The following is a 14,694-nucleotide window of genomic DNA, read 5'->3' as shown; positions in this document are numbered from 1 at the left end:
GAACCCTGTCAGACCCCACCGGTACCGTCGACCCATGCCCACCCACCCCTCCGCCCCGCCCGCCGGCGAACGCCGGCTCGCCACGCTCGAAGGCGTGTTGGAGCGCATCACGTACGCCAACGAGGAGAACGGCTACACCGTCGCCCGCGTCGACACCGGCCGTGGCGGCAGCGACCTGCTCACCGTGGTCGGCGCGCTGCTCGGCGCGCAGGTGGGGGAGTCGCTGCGGATGGAGGGGCGCTGGGGGTCGCACCCCCAGTACGGCAAGCAGTTCCACGTCGAGAACTACACGACCGTGCTGCCCGCCACCGTGCAGGGCATCCGCCGCTACCTCGGCTCGGGGCTGGTGAAGGGCATCGGACCGGTCTTCGCCGACCGGATCACCCAGCACTTCGGGACGGACACCCTCCGCGTCATCGAGGAGGAGCCCAAGCGGCTCGTCGAGGTCCCCGGGCTCGGGCCCAAGCGGACCAAGAAGATCGCCGACGCCTGGGAGGAGCAGAAGGCGATCAAGGAGGTCATGCTCTTCCTCCAGACCGTCGAGGTCTCCACCTCCATCGCCGTGCGCATCTACAAGAAGTACGGCGACGCCTCCATCTCCGTGGTGAAGAACCAGCCCTACCGGCTCGCCGCCGACGTCTGGGGCATCGGCTTCCTCACCGCCGACAAGATCGCCCAGTCGGTCGGCATCCCGCACGACAGCCCGGACCGCGTGAAGGCGGGCCTCCAGTACGCGCTGTCGCAGGCCACCGACCAGGGGCACTGCTACCTGCCCGAGGAGAAACTGATCGCGGACGCGGTGAAGCTGCTCCAGGTCGACACCGGCCTCGTCATCGAATGCCTCGCCGAGCTCGCCGCCGAGCCGGAGGACCCGGGGGAGGACCCCGGCGTCGTCCGGGAGAAGGTGCCCGACCCGGAGGGCGGCGACCCCGTCACCGCCGTCTACCTGGTGCCGTTCCACCGCGCCGAAGTGGCCCTCGCCGCCCAGCTGATGCGGCTGCTCCGCACCGACCAGGACCGGATGCCCGCGTTCCAGGACGTGGCGTGGGACAAGGCGCTCGCGTGGCTGCGCGGCCGTACGGGGACGGACCTGGCGCCCGAACAGGAGGCCGCGGTCAAGCTGGCGTTGACGCGGAAGGTGGCCGTGCTGACCGGCGGGCCGGGCTGCGGCAAGTCGTTCACCGTGCGGTCGATCGTGGAGCTGGCCCGCGCGAAGAAGGCGAAGGTGGTGCTCGCCGCGCCGACCGGACGTGCCGCCAAGCGGCTCGCCGAGCTGACCGGCGCCGAGGCGTCCACCGTGCACCGGCTGCTGGAGCTGAAGCCCGGAGGGGACGCGGCGTACGACCGGGACCGGCCGCTGGACGCCGACCTGGTGGTGGTCGACGAGGCGTCCATGCTGGACCTGTTGCTGGCGAACAAGCTGGTCAAGGCCGTGCCGCCGGGCGCCCATCTGCTGTTCGTCGGCGATGTGGACCAACTGCCCAGCGTCGGCGCGGGCGAGGTGCTCCGGGATCTCCTCGCCGACGGCAGCCCCGTCCCCGCCGTGCGGCTCACCCGCGTCTTCCGCCAGGCCCAGCAGTCCGGCGTGGTCACCAACGCCCACCGGATCAACGCCGGCAAGCACCCCGTCACCGAGGGCATGAAGGACTTCTTCTTCTTCGTCGAGGAGGACACCGAGGAGGCCGGGCGGCTCACCGTGGACGTCGCGGCCCGGCGCATCCCCGCCAAGTTCGGCCTCGACCCGCGCCGGGACGTGCAGGTGCTCGCCCCCATGCACCGCGGCCCGGCGGGCGCGGGCACGCTCAACGGCCTGCTCCAGCAGGCCGTGACGCCCGCCCGCCCCGATCTGCCCGAGAAGCGGTTCGGCGGCCGGGTGTTCCGCGTCGGCGACAAGGTCACCCAGATCCGCAACAACTACGAGAAGGGCGCCAACGGCGTCTTCAACGGCACCGTCGGTGTCGTCACCTCGCTCGACCCGGTCGACCAGCGCCTGACCGTGCTGACCGACGAGGACGAGGAGGTGCCGTACGACTTCGACGAGCTGGACGAACTGGCGCACGCCTACGCGGTGACCATCCACCGCTCCCAGGGCAGCGAGTACCCGGCGGTCGTCATCCCCGTCACCACGGGCGCGTGGATGATGCTCCAGCGCAACCTGCTCTACACGGCGGTCACCCGGGCCCGGAAACTCGTCGTCCTGGTCGGCTCCCGCAAGGCCGTCGGACAGGCCGTGCGCACGCTGTCGGCCGGCCGCCGCTGCACGGCCCTCGACATGCGGCTCGCCGCCGGGCCCGGACCCCGCTCCTCCGGTTCCGGTTCAGCGGACGGGACCTGACCCGTTCCCCCGGTTCCGGACCGCGTCCGGCGGGGGACACGGAGGGCACCGCCTCTCGGCGGGGCGGACGCCGCTGTGAGGGCTCCGTCATCGAAAAATGATCGATCAAATGAGTCGTGAAGGTCACACAGGGCTTCCGGATGGGGAACACAGGGGGCAGGATGGGCAAGTTGGCGGCACTCAGTGCCGTCAATAGGCCCGATGGTCGACCCCGAGTGCACTCTCCTGAGCCGAGTGGGGGATGGTAGAGACAGTCAGGGCACCTCGAAGATGAGGCACAACGTCGGTGAGGGAAGACGTGAGCGACAACTCTGTAGTACTGCGGTACGACGGCAGCGAGTACACCTACCCGGTGATCGACAGCACCGTCGGTGACAAGGGCTTCGACATCGGGAAGCTCCGCGCCCAGACCGGTCTGGTGACGCTGGACAGCGGCTACGGCAACACCGCCGCGTACAAATCCGCGATCACCTATCTCGACGGCGAGGCCGGCATCCTCCGGTACCGCGGCTACCCGATCGAGCAGCTGGCCGAGCGCTCCACCTTCCTGGAGGTCGCCTACCTGCTGATCAACGGTGAGCTGCCGACCGTCGACCAGCTGGCCGCCTTCAAGGACGACATCACGCAGCACACCCTGCTGCACGAGGACGTCAAGAACTTCTACCGGGGCTTCCCGCGCGACGCCCACCCGATGGCCATGCTGTCCTCGGTGGTCTCCGCACTGTCCACGTTCTACCAGGACAGCCACAACCCGTTCGACGAGCAGCAGCGCAACCTCTCCACCATCCGTCTGCTCGCCAAGCTTCCGACGATCGCGGCCTACGCCTACAAGAAGTCGGTCGGCCACCCGTTCGTCTACCCGCGCAACGACCTCGGCTACGTCGAGAACTTCCTGCGCATGACCTTCTCCGTCCCGGCGCAGGAGTACGACCTCGACCCGGTCGTCGTCTCCGCCCTGGACAAGCTGCTGATCCTGCACGCGGACCACGAGCAGAACTGCTCCACCTCCACGGTCCGGCTGGTCGGCTCCTCGCAGGCGAACATGTTCGCCTCGATCTCCGCCGGCATCAACGCCCTGTGGGGCCCGCTGCACGGCGGCGCCAACCAGTCGGTGCTGGAGATGCTCGAGGGCATCCGCGACAACGGCGGCGACGTCGACGCCTTCATCCGCAAGGTGAAGAACAAGGAGGACGGCGTCCGCCTGATGGGCTTCGGCCACCGGGTCTACAAGAACTTCGACCCGCGCGCCAAGATCATCAAGGCCGCCGCGCACGACGTGCTGTCCGCCCTCGGCAAGTCCGACGAGCTGCTGGACATCGCGCTCAAGCTGGAGGAGCACGCGCTCTCCGACGACTACTTCGTCTCGCGCAGCCTCTACCCGAACGTGGACTTCTACACCGGTCTGATCTACCGGGCCATGGGCTTCCCGACCGAGATGTTCACGGTGCTGTTCGCCCTCGGCCGGCTGCCGGGCTGGATCGCCCAGTGGCACGAGATGATCAAGGAGCCGGGGTCGCGCATCGGGCGCCCGCGTCAGATCTACACGGGTGTGGTCGAGCGGGACTTCGTTCCGGTCGAGGAGCGCTGACACCTGCCGGTGCGCTGAGGGGTGTGGGCGACTGCGGGCCGGCTTCGGGCTGGTCGCGCAGTTCCCCGCGCCCCTTTGGGCGTGTTGCACCACTGCGAAGAAAAAGAAGGCGCCCCGGCCGCCGGTCCCCCCACGGGCCGACGAACCAGGGCGCCTTCCCATGTCCCGGTGCGGATTCCCCCCACGGGATCCGGCCGGGCGCTTGTGAGGACAGCGCCTGAATCGCTGAATGAGTACGGACGGACCTGAACCCGCCGCACTCGTCGGTGTGTGCGGTCTGCCGGGACAACGCACGTCGGGAGGGCCGCTCAAAGCTTCCCTGGGCACGTGCCCCGGCAACGCAATCTCTGGAGAAGTCCCCCAAGACATCTCCAGATGCCAGGTAGCGCCCCCCAAGACGCTGCCCGACATCGCCAACTTAGACCTTCGAACCCCTTCGATGGTTACGTTCAGATCACTGTGATCTGCGTCTCTTGCATATCTCCCCACACTGCGCAGGAGCCCGCAAACCTCTCACGGGACCCAAGCGTAAGGATGATGCGCGAGGCTTGTGAAGAGCTTATGTGAGGGTCTTACCGGACTCCAGGGGTACTGCCCACTTGAGATCTCAATGAAATGACCGGAGCCGCAGACTGTTGGTCACCACGAACACCGACGAGAACGCCATGGCGGCCCCGGCGATCATCGGGTTCAGCAGTCCGGCCGCGGCCAGCGGCAGCGCGGCCACGTTGTAGCCGAAGGCCCACACGAGGTTGCCCTTGATCGTGGAGAGAGTGCGCCGGGACAGCCGTATCGCGTCCGCCGCCACCCTCAGGTCCCCGCGCACCAGCGTCAGGTCGCCCGCCTCGATCGCCGCGTCCGTGCCGGTGCCCAGGGCCAGACCCAGATCGGCGACGGCCAGCGCGGCCGCGTCGTTGACGCCGTCGCCGACCATGGCGACGCTGCGCCCCTCCTCCTGGAGCCGCCGCACCACGTCGGCCTTGTCCTCGGGCAGCACCTCGGCGATCACCCGGTCCTCGTCGATGCCGACGGTGCGCGCGACCGCCTCGGCCACGGCCCGGTTGTCGCCGGTCAGCAGCACCGGCGTGAGGCCCAGTGCCCGCAGCTCGCGGACCGCCTCGGCGCTGGTCTCCTTCACCGTGTCGGCGACGGCGAGGACACCGCGTGCCGCCCCGTCCCAGCCGGCCACCACCGCGGTGTGCCCGGCGCGCTCGGCGTCCTCCTTGGCCCGCGCCAGCTCCGGCGGCAGCTCCCCGAACACCTCGGAGAGCCGCCCCACGGCCACCTCACGGCCCTCCACGCGCCCGCGCACGCCCCGGCCGGGGACGTTCTCGAAGTGCTCGGGCCGGGGCAGCGTGCCCACGCGCTCCTCGGCGCCCGCGGCGACGGCACGGGCCACCGGGTGCTCGGAGGCGTGCTCCAGGGCGCCCGCGAGCCGCAGCAGCTCCCGCTCGTCGGTGCCCTCCGCGGCGTGCACCGCCCGCAGGGACATCCGGCCGGTGGTGACGGTCCCCGTCTTGTCCAGGACCACCGTGTCCACGCGCCGGGTGGACTCCAGCACCTCGGGTCCCTTGATGAGGATGCCGAGCTGGGCGCCCCGGCCGGTGCCGACCATCAGCGCGGTCGGGGTGGCCAGCCCGAGGGCGCAGGGGCAGGCGATGATGAGTACGGCGACGGCCGCGGTGAACGCGGCGACCGTGTCCCCGGTGTTGCCCAGCCACAGCCCGAAGGTGCCGGCCGCGATCAGCAGCACCACCGGCACGAACACCCCGGCGATCCGGTCGGCGAGCCGCTGCACCTGGGCCTTGCCGGTCTGCGCGTCCTCCACCAGCTTCGCCATCCGCGCGAGCTGGGTGTCCGCGCCGATCCGGGTCGCCTCGACGACCAGCCGGCCGCCCGCGTTGACGGTGGCGCCGGTGACGGTGTCGCCCACGGTCACGTCCACCGGCACGGACTCGCCGGTCAGCATCGACGCGTCCACGGCGGAGGCGCCTTCGACGACCGTGCCGTCGGTGGCGATCTTCTCCCCGGGGCGCACCACGAACCGGTCGCCCACGGACAGGCGCTCGGCGGGCACCCGCACCTCACGGCCGTCCCGCAGGACGGTGACGTCCTTGGCGCCCAGTTCCATCAGCGCCCGCAGCGCGGCGCCCGCCTGCCGCTTGGAGCGGGCCTCCAGATAGCGGCCGAGCAGGAGGAACGCGGTGACCCCGGCGGCGACCTCCAGATAGATCGTGGAGGCCCCGTCGGTGCGGGACACGGTCAGTTCGAAGGGGTGCCGCATGCCCGGCTCGCCCGCGTCGCCGAGGAACAGCGCCCACAGCGACCAGCCGAACGCGGCCAGCGTGCCCACCGACACCAGGGTGTCCATGGTGGCCGCGCCGTGCCGCAGATTGGTCCAGGCGGCCCGGTGGAAGGGCGCCGCTCCCCACACCACGACCGGCGCGGCCAGGGTGAGGGAGAGCCACTGCCAGTGGTCGAACTGCAGCGGCGGGACCATCGCCAGCAGGACGACCGGCAGGGCGAGCAGCACGGAAACGATCAGCCGGGTGCGCAGGGCGGCCGTCTCCGGGTCGGTCCCGGAGGCGGTCTCCTCCTCGTCCCGCCGCGGGGGCGCCGGCTCCTCGGCGGTGTAGCCGGTCTTCACCACCGTGGTGATCAGGTCGGCGACCTCGACACCCGGCGGATACGTGATCCGGGCCTTCTCGGTCGCGTAGTTCACCGTGGCGGTGACGCCCTCCATGCGGTTGAGCTTCTTCTCGACGCGGGCCGCGCAGGAGGCGCAGGTCATCCCGCCGATGAGCAGCTCGACCTCCGAGCGGGCCTCCTGCTGCCCGCCGGCGGCCGGCGCCTCGGGGGCGGTGGTGCTGGTCATGTCCGTGCTCCAGGAACGTCCGGGATGCGGGCGGCGGCGGGCCGGGCCGAAGGGCCGGGGTCGCCGGGTGGCCGGTACGGCCCGGTTCACGCCGCGCGGGGTGTCTTCGAACGGGTGCGGGCCCGGGTCAGACCGTGCCGGCCAGCTCGAAGCCGGCCTCGTCGACGGCGGCGCGCACGGCCGCCTCGTCGAGCGGGGCGGCGGAGACCACGGTCACCTCGCCGGAGGAGGCGACGGCCGTCACCGAGCTGACGCCGGGGAGCTGCGAGATCTCGCCGGAGACGGCGCCCTCGCAGTGCCCGCAGCTCATCCCGGTCACCTGGTAGACGGTGGTGACGGAACCCTGGGTGTCGGTCTGGGACGTCATGTCGTTCTCCTCGTCGGGCTTGTGGGTGTGCAGGGGGTCGGAGGGGTCCCTGAGGACCCCGTACCACTCACACTATACCCCTAGGGGGTATGAATCCAGGACGGGGCGCCGGGGACGCCCGGGAGTCCGCACCTCCGCGGCCGCGGGATAGCGTTCCGCCGACAGCGGCGATCACCGGAAGGCGGGACCTGGCATGCGAGCGGTGGTGTTCGAGCGGTACGGGGAACCGGCCGGGGTGCGCGAGGTCGCGGACCCGGAACCGGCGGAGCACGGGGTCGTGGTCCGCGTGGAGGCCACCGGCCTGTGCCGCAGCGACTGGCACGCCTGGCAGGGTCACGACCCGGACGTCACCCTCCCGCACGTCCCCGGCCACGAACTCGCCGGAGTCGTCGAGGCGGCGGGCCCCCGGGTCACCCGCTGGCGCGCCGGGGACCGGGTCACCGTGCCGTTCGTCTGCGCCTGCGGCTCCTGCCCCGCCTGCGCCGCGGGCGACCAGCAGGTGTGCGAGCGCCAGACCCAGCCCGGCTTCACCCACTGGGGTTCCTTCGCCCAGTACGTGGCCCTCGACCACGCCGACGTGAACCTGGTCGCCGTCCCCGACGGCATGGCGTACGCCACCGCCGCCTCCCTCGGCTGCCGCTTCGCCACCGCCTACCGGGCCGTGGTCCAGCAGGGCCGCGTCGCGGCGGGGGAGTGGGTGGCGGTGCACGGCTGCGGGGGCGTCGGCCTGTCCGCGGTGATGATCGCGGCGGCGGCCGGGGCGCGCGTGGTCGCGGTCGACGTGTCGCCGGGCGCCCTCGGCCTCGCCCGCCGCTTCGGCGCTGCGGAGTGCGTGGACGCGTCGGCGGTGGACGACCCCGCCGCCGCGGTCCGTGAGCTGACCGGCGGCGGCGCCCACCTCTCCCTGGACGCCCTGGGCGCGCCCGTCACCTGCGCCGCCTCGGTGAACGGCCTGCGCCGGCGGGGCCGGCACGTACAGGTGGGCCTGCTGCCCTCGGAGACGGGCGCCACGCCCGTGCCGATGGCCCGCGCCGTCGCCCTGGAGCTGGAGATCCTCGGCAGCCACGGCATGGCCGCCCACGCCTACCCGCCGATGCTGGACCTGGTGCGCGCCGGGGTGCTCCGCCCCGACCTGCTGGTGACCTCCGTGATCGGCCTGGACGCGGCGCCGGCGGCGCTGGCGGCGATGGACGGCGCTCCGGCCGCGGGGGTCACCGTGATCGAACCCTGGAGCTGAGCGCACGCACGGACGCCGTGCCCCCGCGTGGTCGGCGCGGGGGCACGGCGTCCTCGTGTCGCGGTGGTCAGTCCCGGCGGTTGCTGGGACGGGCGGCGACCCAGCGGCGGACCGTGTCGGGGTACCAGTAGGGCTTCCCGCCCTGCACCCGGTCCGGCGGCGGCAGCAGGCCGTGCTTGCGGTAGGAACGCACGGTGTCCGGCTGCACCTTGATGTGGGCCGCGATGTCCTTGTACGACCACAGCTCGGTCATGAGTGCACCTCCCCGCGCGCGCCGCGGCGGCGGCCGGGGTGGCCGTCAGGGGGAGCCGGGCGTGCGCTGGCGATCGACAAGCGTCGTGCGGGAGAACGAGCCGGTCCGCGTACGGAGAGGGCTCGTGCGCGGGTGTGACGGAAGGGCCGCCCGCGTGTGACGACCGTGACGCGACGGCGGTGTTTGTGACAGGAGTGACACACGGGCGCACTCCGGCACGCCGGCGGGGCGCATTGACTCCTCGCTGTCCGCACCCGTGGAGGGAGGCCCTTCCGGCCTCCCTTCCCTGTTTTCGTCCGAATGTCCGGACAAAACATTGACAGGGCTTCGTGAGCGGGGCTAGAACCGGGGAGAGCCCTCGGACCCCGCAGGGCGGACGAGACGTTCGAAGGGAGCGTCATGGCGAGCCTCCACCGCCGCCGGGCGCGCCCCGGCCGTCGGGGCGCCCACGGCGTCGTCCCGTCACAGATCGCCTCCGGCGCGGGAGGCCGCCTCGCTTTGGCAGGAGCGAGGTGCGAGCGACGACTCCCCGCCCGCCGCGGCCCCGCGCCGGAGGTTCCGTCCCGGACGCCCGCCCCCGGAACCCAAGTGTCCACTCGGGGACCCGAACGGCCGACACAGTGTCGGGCCCGCCCGGCACCCCGTCCCTGGTGGGATGGACCCGTGGCCGCCCCCGCGGCGCGACCGCCCGCGGCGCCACCGCACGAGCTGTACGAACGGCACGTCTCCCCCCGACGCCGCCATCTGCGAAGGAGTTCTCGGTCATGACGAAGATCGTCAACCACTGGATCGGCGGCAAGACCGCCGAAGGCGCCTCGGGAACCTACGGCCCGGTGACGAACCCGGCGACCGGCGAGGTCACCACCAAGGTCGCCTTCGCCTCCGTCGAGGAGGTCGACGCCGCGGTAGCCGCGGCCAAGGAGGCGTTCCGCACCTGGGGCCAGTCCTCCCTCGCCCAGCGCACCTCGATCCTCTTCAGGTTCCGCGCCCTGCTCGACGCCCACCGCGACGAGATCGCCGCGCTGATCACCGCCGAGCACGGCAAGGTGCACTCCGACGCCCTCGGCGAGGTCGCGCGCGGCCTGGAGATCGTCGACCTGGCCTGCGGCATCACCGTCCAGCTCAAGGGCGAGCTGTCCACCCAGGTCGCCAGCCGCGTGGACGTGGCGTCCATCCGCCAGCCGCTCGGCGTGGTCGCCGGCATCACCCCGTTCAACTTCCCGGCGATGGTGCCGATGTGGATGTTCCCCCTCGCCATCGCCTGCGGCAACACCTTCGTGCTGAAGCCCAGCGAGAAGGACCCGTCCGCCGCCGTCCGCCTCGCCGAGCTGCTCGCCGAGGCCGGGCTGCCCGAGGGCGTGTTCAACGTCGTGCACGGCGACAAGGTGGCCGTCGACCGCCTGCTGGAGCACCCGGACGTCAAGGCCGTGTCCTTCGTCGGCTCCACGCCCATCGCCCGCTACATCCACACCACCGCCTCCGCCAACGGCAAGCGCGTCCAGGCCCTCGGCGGCGCCAAGAACCACATGCTGGTGCTGCCCGACGCCGACCTCGACGCGGCCGCCGACGCCGCCGTGTCCGCCGCCTACGGCTCGGCCGGCGAGCGCTGCATGGCGATCTCCGCGGTCGTCGCCGTCGGCGCGATCGGCGACGAACTGGTGGAGAAGATCCGCGAGCGCGCCGAGAAGATCAAGATCGGCCCGGGCGACGACCCCACCTCCGAGATGGGCCCGCTGATCACCGCGACCCACCGCGACAAGGTCGCCTCCTACGTCGCCGGCGCGGCGGACGAGGGCGCCGAGGTCGTCCTGGACGGCACCGGCCACACCGTCGACGGCTTCGAGAACGGCCACTGGATCGGCATCTCCCTGCTCGACAAGGTGCCGACCACCGCCAAGGCCTACCAGGACGAGATCTTCGGCCCCGTCCTGTGCGTGCTGCGCGCCGAGACGTACGAGGAGGCCCTGGACATCGTCAACGCCTCGCCGTTCGGCAACGGCACCGCCATCTTCACCCGGGACGGCGGCGCCGCCCGCCGCTTCCAGCTCGAGGTCGAGGCCGGCATGGTGGGCGTCAACGTCCCGATCCCGGTCCCCGTGGGCTACCACAGCTTCGGCGGCTGGAAGGACTCCCTCTTCGGCGACCACCACATCTACGGCAACGACGGCACGCACTTCTACACCCGCGGAAAGGTCGTCACCACCCGCTGGCCCGACCCGGCGGACGCCCCCTCCGGCGTCGACCTGGGCTTCCCCCGCAACCACTGAGCCCGCTCAGGGGACGTGTGGCCGTGTACCGCAGCCGCGGTACACGGCCACACCCGCGTACACCCCGGGGAGGTCCCCCGGTTCGGTCTCCGGTCGACAACGGACCGACAGGCGGACCCCGTACGGTTGACGCATGGATCTTCGACTGCCCCGCCTGAGGCGGCCGCGGCCCCGGCGTGCCCTCGCCGCCGCGGCCGCCGTCGTCGTGCTCGCCGGGGCCGGCACCTGGACCGCCGTCGCCTCGGACGACGCGCCCGAGGTGCGCCGCGCCGACCGCGTCATGGCCACGGGCGACGGGGTGCGCATCGACACCTCCTTCTTCACCGCGGGACCCGAGGGCCGGCGCCCCGCCGTGCTGCTCGGCCACGGCTTCGGCGGCAGCAAGGAGGACGTCCGCGCGCAGGCCGAGGACCTCGCCCGCGACGGGTACGCCGTCCTCACCTGGTCCGCGCGCGGCTTCGGCCGGTCCACCGGGAAGATCGGGCTGAACGACCCCGAGGGCGAGGTCGCCGACGTCTCCCGGCTCGTCGACTGGCTGGCGGCACGCCCCGAGGTCCGCCTCGACAAGGACGGCGACCCCCGCGTGGGCATGGCCGGCAACTCCTACGGCGGGGCCATCGCCCTGCTCGGCGCCGGGTACGACGACCGCATCGACGCCGTCGCCCCCGCCATCACCTACTTCGACCTCGCCGAGGCCCTCTTCCCCGACGGCGTGTTCAAGAAGCTGTGGGCGGGCGCCTTCGTCACCTCCGGCGGCGGCTGCGCCCGCTTCGAGCCCGAGCTGTGCGCCATGTACGAGCGGGTCGCCGAGTCGGGCGTGCCCGACGCCCGGGCGCGGGCGCTCCTCGAAGCCCGCTCCCCGGCCGCCGTCGCCGACCGCATCGACGTGCCCACCCTGCTGATGCAGGGTCAGACCGACTCCCTGTTCCCGCTCGGCCAGGCCGACGCCGCCGCCCGGGCGATCCGCGCCAACGGCGCCCCCGTCGGCGTCGACTGGCTGGCCGGCGGCCACGACGGCGGCGACCCCGAGACCGGCCGCCTGCACGAGCGCGTCCGCGCCTGGTTCGACCGCTACCTCAAGGGTGACGAGAGCGCCGACACCGGCCCCGCCTTCCGCGTCACCCGCACCGGAGGCGTCGACTCCACCGACGGACGGGCCCAGCTGCGCGGCGCGAGCGCCGACGCCTACCCCGGCCTGCACAGCGGCACGCGCACCGTCGAGCTGACCGGCCGCGAGCAGCGCTTCGCCAACCCGGCCGGCGCCAACCCGCCCGCCGTGTCCGCCCTGCCCGGCATCGGCGGCTCCGGCGGCCTCTCCCAGCTCTCCTCCCTCGGCATCGGCGTCTCCCTCGACTTCCCGGGCCAGCACGCCCGCTTCGAGTCCGCCCCCGTCACCCGCGACCTGCGCGTCACCGGCTCCCCGACCGTCACCGTGCGCGTGAAATCCACCAGCGACGACGCCGTCCTCTTCGCCAAGGTCTACGACGTCGGCCCGGACGGCCGGCAGCAGGTGCTGCCCTCCCAGCTCGTCACCCCCGTCCGCGTCGAGGGCGCCCGCGCCGGCAAGGACGTCGAGCTCACCCTCCCGGCCGTCGACCACGAGGTCCGCAAGGGCCACCGGCTGCGCCTGGTGCTCGCCTCCACCGACCTCGCCTACGCCTCCCCGGCCGCCCCGGCGACGTACACCGTGTCCCTGAAGAGCGGCCTCACGGTGCCCACCGCCCCCGGCGTCACCACCGCCGAGGCCCCGCTGCCCGCCTGGGTGGTGTGGCTGCCCGTCACCGGCGCCGTGACCGCCCTCGCGCTGCTGCTCACCGGCCGCCGCCGCACCGCCGCCCCGGCCCCCGACCCGGACCTGGCCGACGTCCCCCTCCAGATCACCGGCCTGAGCAAGCGGTACGCCCGCTCCGCCGACCGGTACGCCGTGCGGGACCTGTCGTTCCGGGTGGACAAGGGCCAGGTGCTCGGCCTGCTCGGACCCAACGGCGCCGGCAAGACCACCACCCTGCGCATGCTGATGGGCCTCATCAAGCCCGACGACGGCGAGATCCGGGTGTTCGGCCACGCCGTGCGCCCCGGAGCCCCCGTGCTGTCCCGGGTCGGCGCCTTCGTCGAGGGCGCGGGCTTCCTGCCCCACCTGTCCGGCCGGGAGAACCTCGAGCTGTACTGGGCCGCCACCGGCCGCCCGCCCGAGGACGCCCACCTCGACGAGGCCCTGGAGATCGCCGGCCTGGGCGACGCGCTCGCCCGCGCCGTGCGCACCTACTCGCAGGGCATGCGCCAGCGCCTCGCCATCGCCCAGGCCATGCTCGGCCTGCCCGACCTGCTGATCCTCGACGAACCGACCAACGGCCTCGACCCGCCGCAGATCCGCGAGATGCGCGAGGTGATGATCCGGTACGCGGCCGCCGGCCGCACGGTGATCGTCTCCAGCCATCTGCTGGCGGAGGTCGAGCAGTCCTGCACCCACCTCGTCGTCATGGACCGCGGCCGGCTCGTCCAGGCCGGACCGGTGCACGACATCATCGGCTCCGGCGACACCCTCCTCGTCGGCACCGTCACGCCCGTCGAGGAGCCCCTCGCCGAGAAGGTCGCCGCGCTGCCCGGCGTCGAGTCCGCCGTCCGCACCGACGAGGGGCTGCTGGTCCGGCTCGGCGCCGACGGCACCGCCCCCCGGCTGATCGCGGAACTGGTCCGGCTGGAGGTGCCCGTGACGTCCGTGGGCCCCCACCGCCGCCTCGAGGACGCCTTCCTCACCCTGATCGGAGGATCCGCATGAGCGCGCTCACCGAGCGGGCCGAGGAGTCCACGGCCCCCGGCCCGCCCGCCCCCGCCGGGACCGCCGCCGGCTACCGCGCCGGCCGCACCCTGCCGCTGCGGGTCGAGCTGGTCCGCCAGCTCAAGCGGCGGCGCACCCTCGTCATGGGCGCGGTCCTCGCCGTGCTGCCCTTCGTCCTGGTGACCGCCTTCGCGATCGGCGGCGAACCCGAGGGCCGCAACACCCGGATCAACCTGATGGACACGGCCACCGCGTCCGGGGCCAACTTCGCCGCCGTCAGCCTCTTCGTGTCGGCGGGCTTCCTGCTGGTCATCCCGGTCGCCCTGTTCTGCGGGGACACCGTCGCCTCCGAGGCCGGCTGGTCCTCCCTGCGCTACCTGCTGGCCGCGCCCGTCCCCCGGATGCGGCTGCTGTGGTCCAAGCTGATCGTCGGACTGGGGCTGAGCCTCGCCGCGATGGTGCTGCTGCCGGTGGTGGCGCTCGCCGTCGGCACCGTCGCCTACGGCTGGGGCCCGCTGCACATCCCGACCGGCGGCACGCTCGACCCGGGCACCGCCGCCGGGCGGCTCGTGGTGATCGTCGCGTACCTGTTCGTGTCGCAACTGGTCACCGCCGGGCTGGCGTTCTGGCTGTCCACCCGCACCGACGCCCCGCTGGGCGCGGTCGGCGGCGCCGTCGGCCTGACCATCGTGGGCAACGTCCTGGACGCCGTCACCGCCCTCGGCGACTGGCGGCACTTCCTGCCCGCCCACTGGCAGTTCGCCTGGGCGGACGCCGTCCAGCCCACGCCGGAGTGGTCCGGCATGGTCCAGGGCGCGTCGGTGTCCGTGACGTACGCGCTCGTGCTGTTCGCACTGGCGTTCCGCGGGTTCGCCCGCAAGGACGTGGTGTCCTGACCCCCGGGCCCGGGTGACGGTCACGCGGCCGACCGGGTGAACCTGCGCAACCGATTCCGCGCAGCAGGGTTGGAGAGGGAGACAGGCCACAGGGCAG

9 protein-coding genes and 1 pseudogene are annotated in these 14,694 nt (G+C 72.8%); 7 read left to right on the top strand and 3 right to left on the bottom strand.

Translation table 11 applies throughout. The features are described 5' to 3' along the window. Nucleotides 1-34: 34 nt before the first annotated feature. Entirely contained in the window at nucleotides 35-2,335 is a 2,301-nt protein-coding gene (gene recD2 / locus ACP7TJ_RS11235) for an SF1B family DNA helicase RecD2 (RefSeq protein ID WP_093767263.1), read from the top strand. Between the two features lie 298 nt (nucleotides 2,336-2,633). Continuing rightward, a complete protein-coding gene (locus ACP7TJ_RS11230; RefSeq protein ID WP_093767264.1) occupies nucleotides 2,634-3,923 on the top strand; it encodes a citrate synthase in 1,290 nt (429 codons plus the stop codon). Between the two features lie 607 nt (nucleotides 3,924-4,530). Here the strand turns inward: ACP7TJ_RS11230 and ACP7TJ_RS11225 are convergent. Both ACP7TJ_RS11225 and ACP7TJ_RS11220 read right to left on the bottom strand, forming a co-directional pair. Beyond that, nucleotides 4,531-6,798 (bottom strand): heavy metal translocating P-type ATPase, encoded by a 2,268-nt coding sequence (locus tag ACP7TJ_RS11225; protein ID WP_390921353.1) that lies wholly within the window; start codon nucleotides 6,796-6,798, stop codon nucleotides 4,531-4,533. Between the two features lie 127 nt (nucleotides 6,799-6,925). Further along, entirely contained in the window at nucleotides 6,926-7,165 is a 240-nt protein-coding gene (locus tag ACP7TJ_RS11220; protein ID WP_093767266.1) for a heavy-metal-associated domain-containing protein, read from the bottom strand. Between the two features lie 193 nt (nucleotides 7,166-7,358). Here ACP7TJ_RS11220 and ACP7TJ_RS11215 point away from each other — a divergent pair, with 193 nt between their 5' ends. Beyond that, the gene (locus tag ACP7TJ_RS11215; protein ID WP_427762999.1) at nucleotides 7,359-8,402 is read left to right on the top strand and encodes a zinc-dependent alcohol dehydrogenase family protein; all 1,044 of its coding nucleotides are present in this window, start codon (nucleotides 7,359-7,361) and stop codon (nucleotides 8,400-8,402) included. Between the two features lie 67 nt (nucleotides 8,403-8,469). Here the strand turns inward: ACP7TJ_RS11215 and ACP7TJ_RS11210 are convergent, their stop codons facing one another. Next, nucleotides 8,470-8,655: a helix-turn-helix transcriptional regulator gene (locus ACP7TJ_RS11210; RefSeq protein WP_093767268.1), complete on the bottom strand. Its 186-nt coding sequence runs from the start codon at nucleotides 8,653-8,655 to the stop codon at nucleotides 8,470-8,472. A gap of 462 nt (nucleotides 8,656-9,117) precedes the next feature. Here ACP7TJ_RS11210 and ACP7TJ_RS11205 point away from each other — a divergent pair. The 4 genes and pseudogenes from ACP7TJ_RS11205 to ACP7TJ_RS11190 all read left to right on the top strand — a co-directional run. Continuing rightward, nucleotides 9,118-9,220: pseudogene (locus ACP7TJ_RS11205) on the top strand (5-deoxy-glucuronate isomerase); the annotation flags it as partial. A gap of 199 nt (nucleotides 9,221-9,419) precedes the next feature. After that, complete coding sequence (gene mmsA, locus ACP7TJ_RS11200; RefSeq protein ID WP_093767270.1) at nucleotides 9,420-10,922, top strand: CoA-acylating methylmalonate-semialdehyde dehydrogenase; 1,503 nt, start codon at nucleotides 9,420-9,422, stop codon at nucleotides 10,920-10,922. Nucleotides 10,923-11,055: 133 nt separating this feature from the next. Beyond that, nucleotides 11,056-13,701 carry an alpha/beta fold hydrolase gene (locus tag ACP7TJ_RS11195; protein WP_427762998.1) on the top strand — a complete coding sequence of 882 codons (2,646 nt, stop codon included), beginning with the start codon at nucleotides 11,056-11,058 and terminating at the stop codon, nucleotides 13,699-13,701. Next, complete coding sequence (locus ACP7TJ_RS11190) at nucleotides 13,698-14,597, top strand: ABC transporter permease (protein ID WP_093767272.1); 900 nt, start codon at nucleotides 13,698-13,700, stop codon at nucleotides 14,595-14,597. The genes ACP7TJ_RS11195 and ACP7TJ_RS11190 overlap by 4 nt, the downstream gene beginning before the upstream one ends. The last annotated feature ends 97 nt before the right edge of the window (nucleotides 14,598-14,694 follow it).

The organism is Streptomyces sp. DSM 41931, from assembly GCF_050271085.1.
In the GTDB taxonomy this organism is placed as follows: domain Bacteria; phylum Actinomycetota; class Actinomycetes; order Streptomycetales; family Streptomycetaceae; genus Streptomyces; species Streptomyces albogriseolus.
Note: the sequence above shows the minus strand (reverse complement) of the source record. Positions and strands in the feature narration are given on the sequence as shown.

Excerpts from the sequence above, each read along its gene's own strand:
- ACP7TJ_RS11210 (WP_093767268.1), bottom strand. The coding sequence starts at position 8,655 with ATGACCGAGCTGTGGTCGTACAAGGACATCGCGGCCCACATCAAGGTG.
- mmsA (WP_093767270.1), top strand. The coding sequence starts at position 9,420 with ATGACGAAGATCGTCAACCACTGGATCGGCGGCAAGACCGCCGAAGGC.
- recD2 (WP_093767263.1), top strand. The coding sequence starts at position 35 with ATGCCCACCCACCCCTCCGCCCCGCCCGCCGGCGAACGCCGGCTCGCC.
- ACP7TJ_RS11215 (WP_427762999.1), top strand. The coding sequence starts at position 7,359 with ATGCGAGCGGTGGTGTTCGAGCGGTACGGGGAACCGGCCGGGGTGCGC.
- ACP7TJ_RS11220 (WP_093767266.1), bottom strand. The coding sequence starts at position 7,165 with ATGACGTCCCAGACCGACACCCAGGGTTCCGTCACCACCGTCTACCAG.
- ACP7TJ_RS11190 (WP_093767272.1), top strand. The coding sequence starts at position 13,698 with ATGAGCGCGCTCACCGAGCGGGCCGAGGAGTCCACGGCCCCCGGCCCG.
- ACP7TJ_RS11195 (WP_427762998.1), top strand. The coding sequence starts at position 11,056 with ATGGATCTTCGACTGCCCCGCCTGAGGCGGCCGCGGCCCCGGCGTGCC.
- ACP7TJ_RS11225 (WP_390921353.1), bottom strand. The coding sequence starts at position 6,798 with ATGACCAGCACCACCGCCCCCGAGGCGCCGGCCGCCGGCGGGCAGCAG.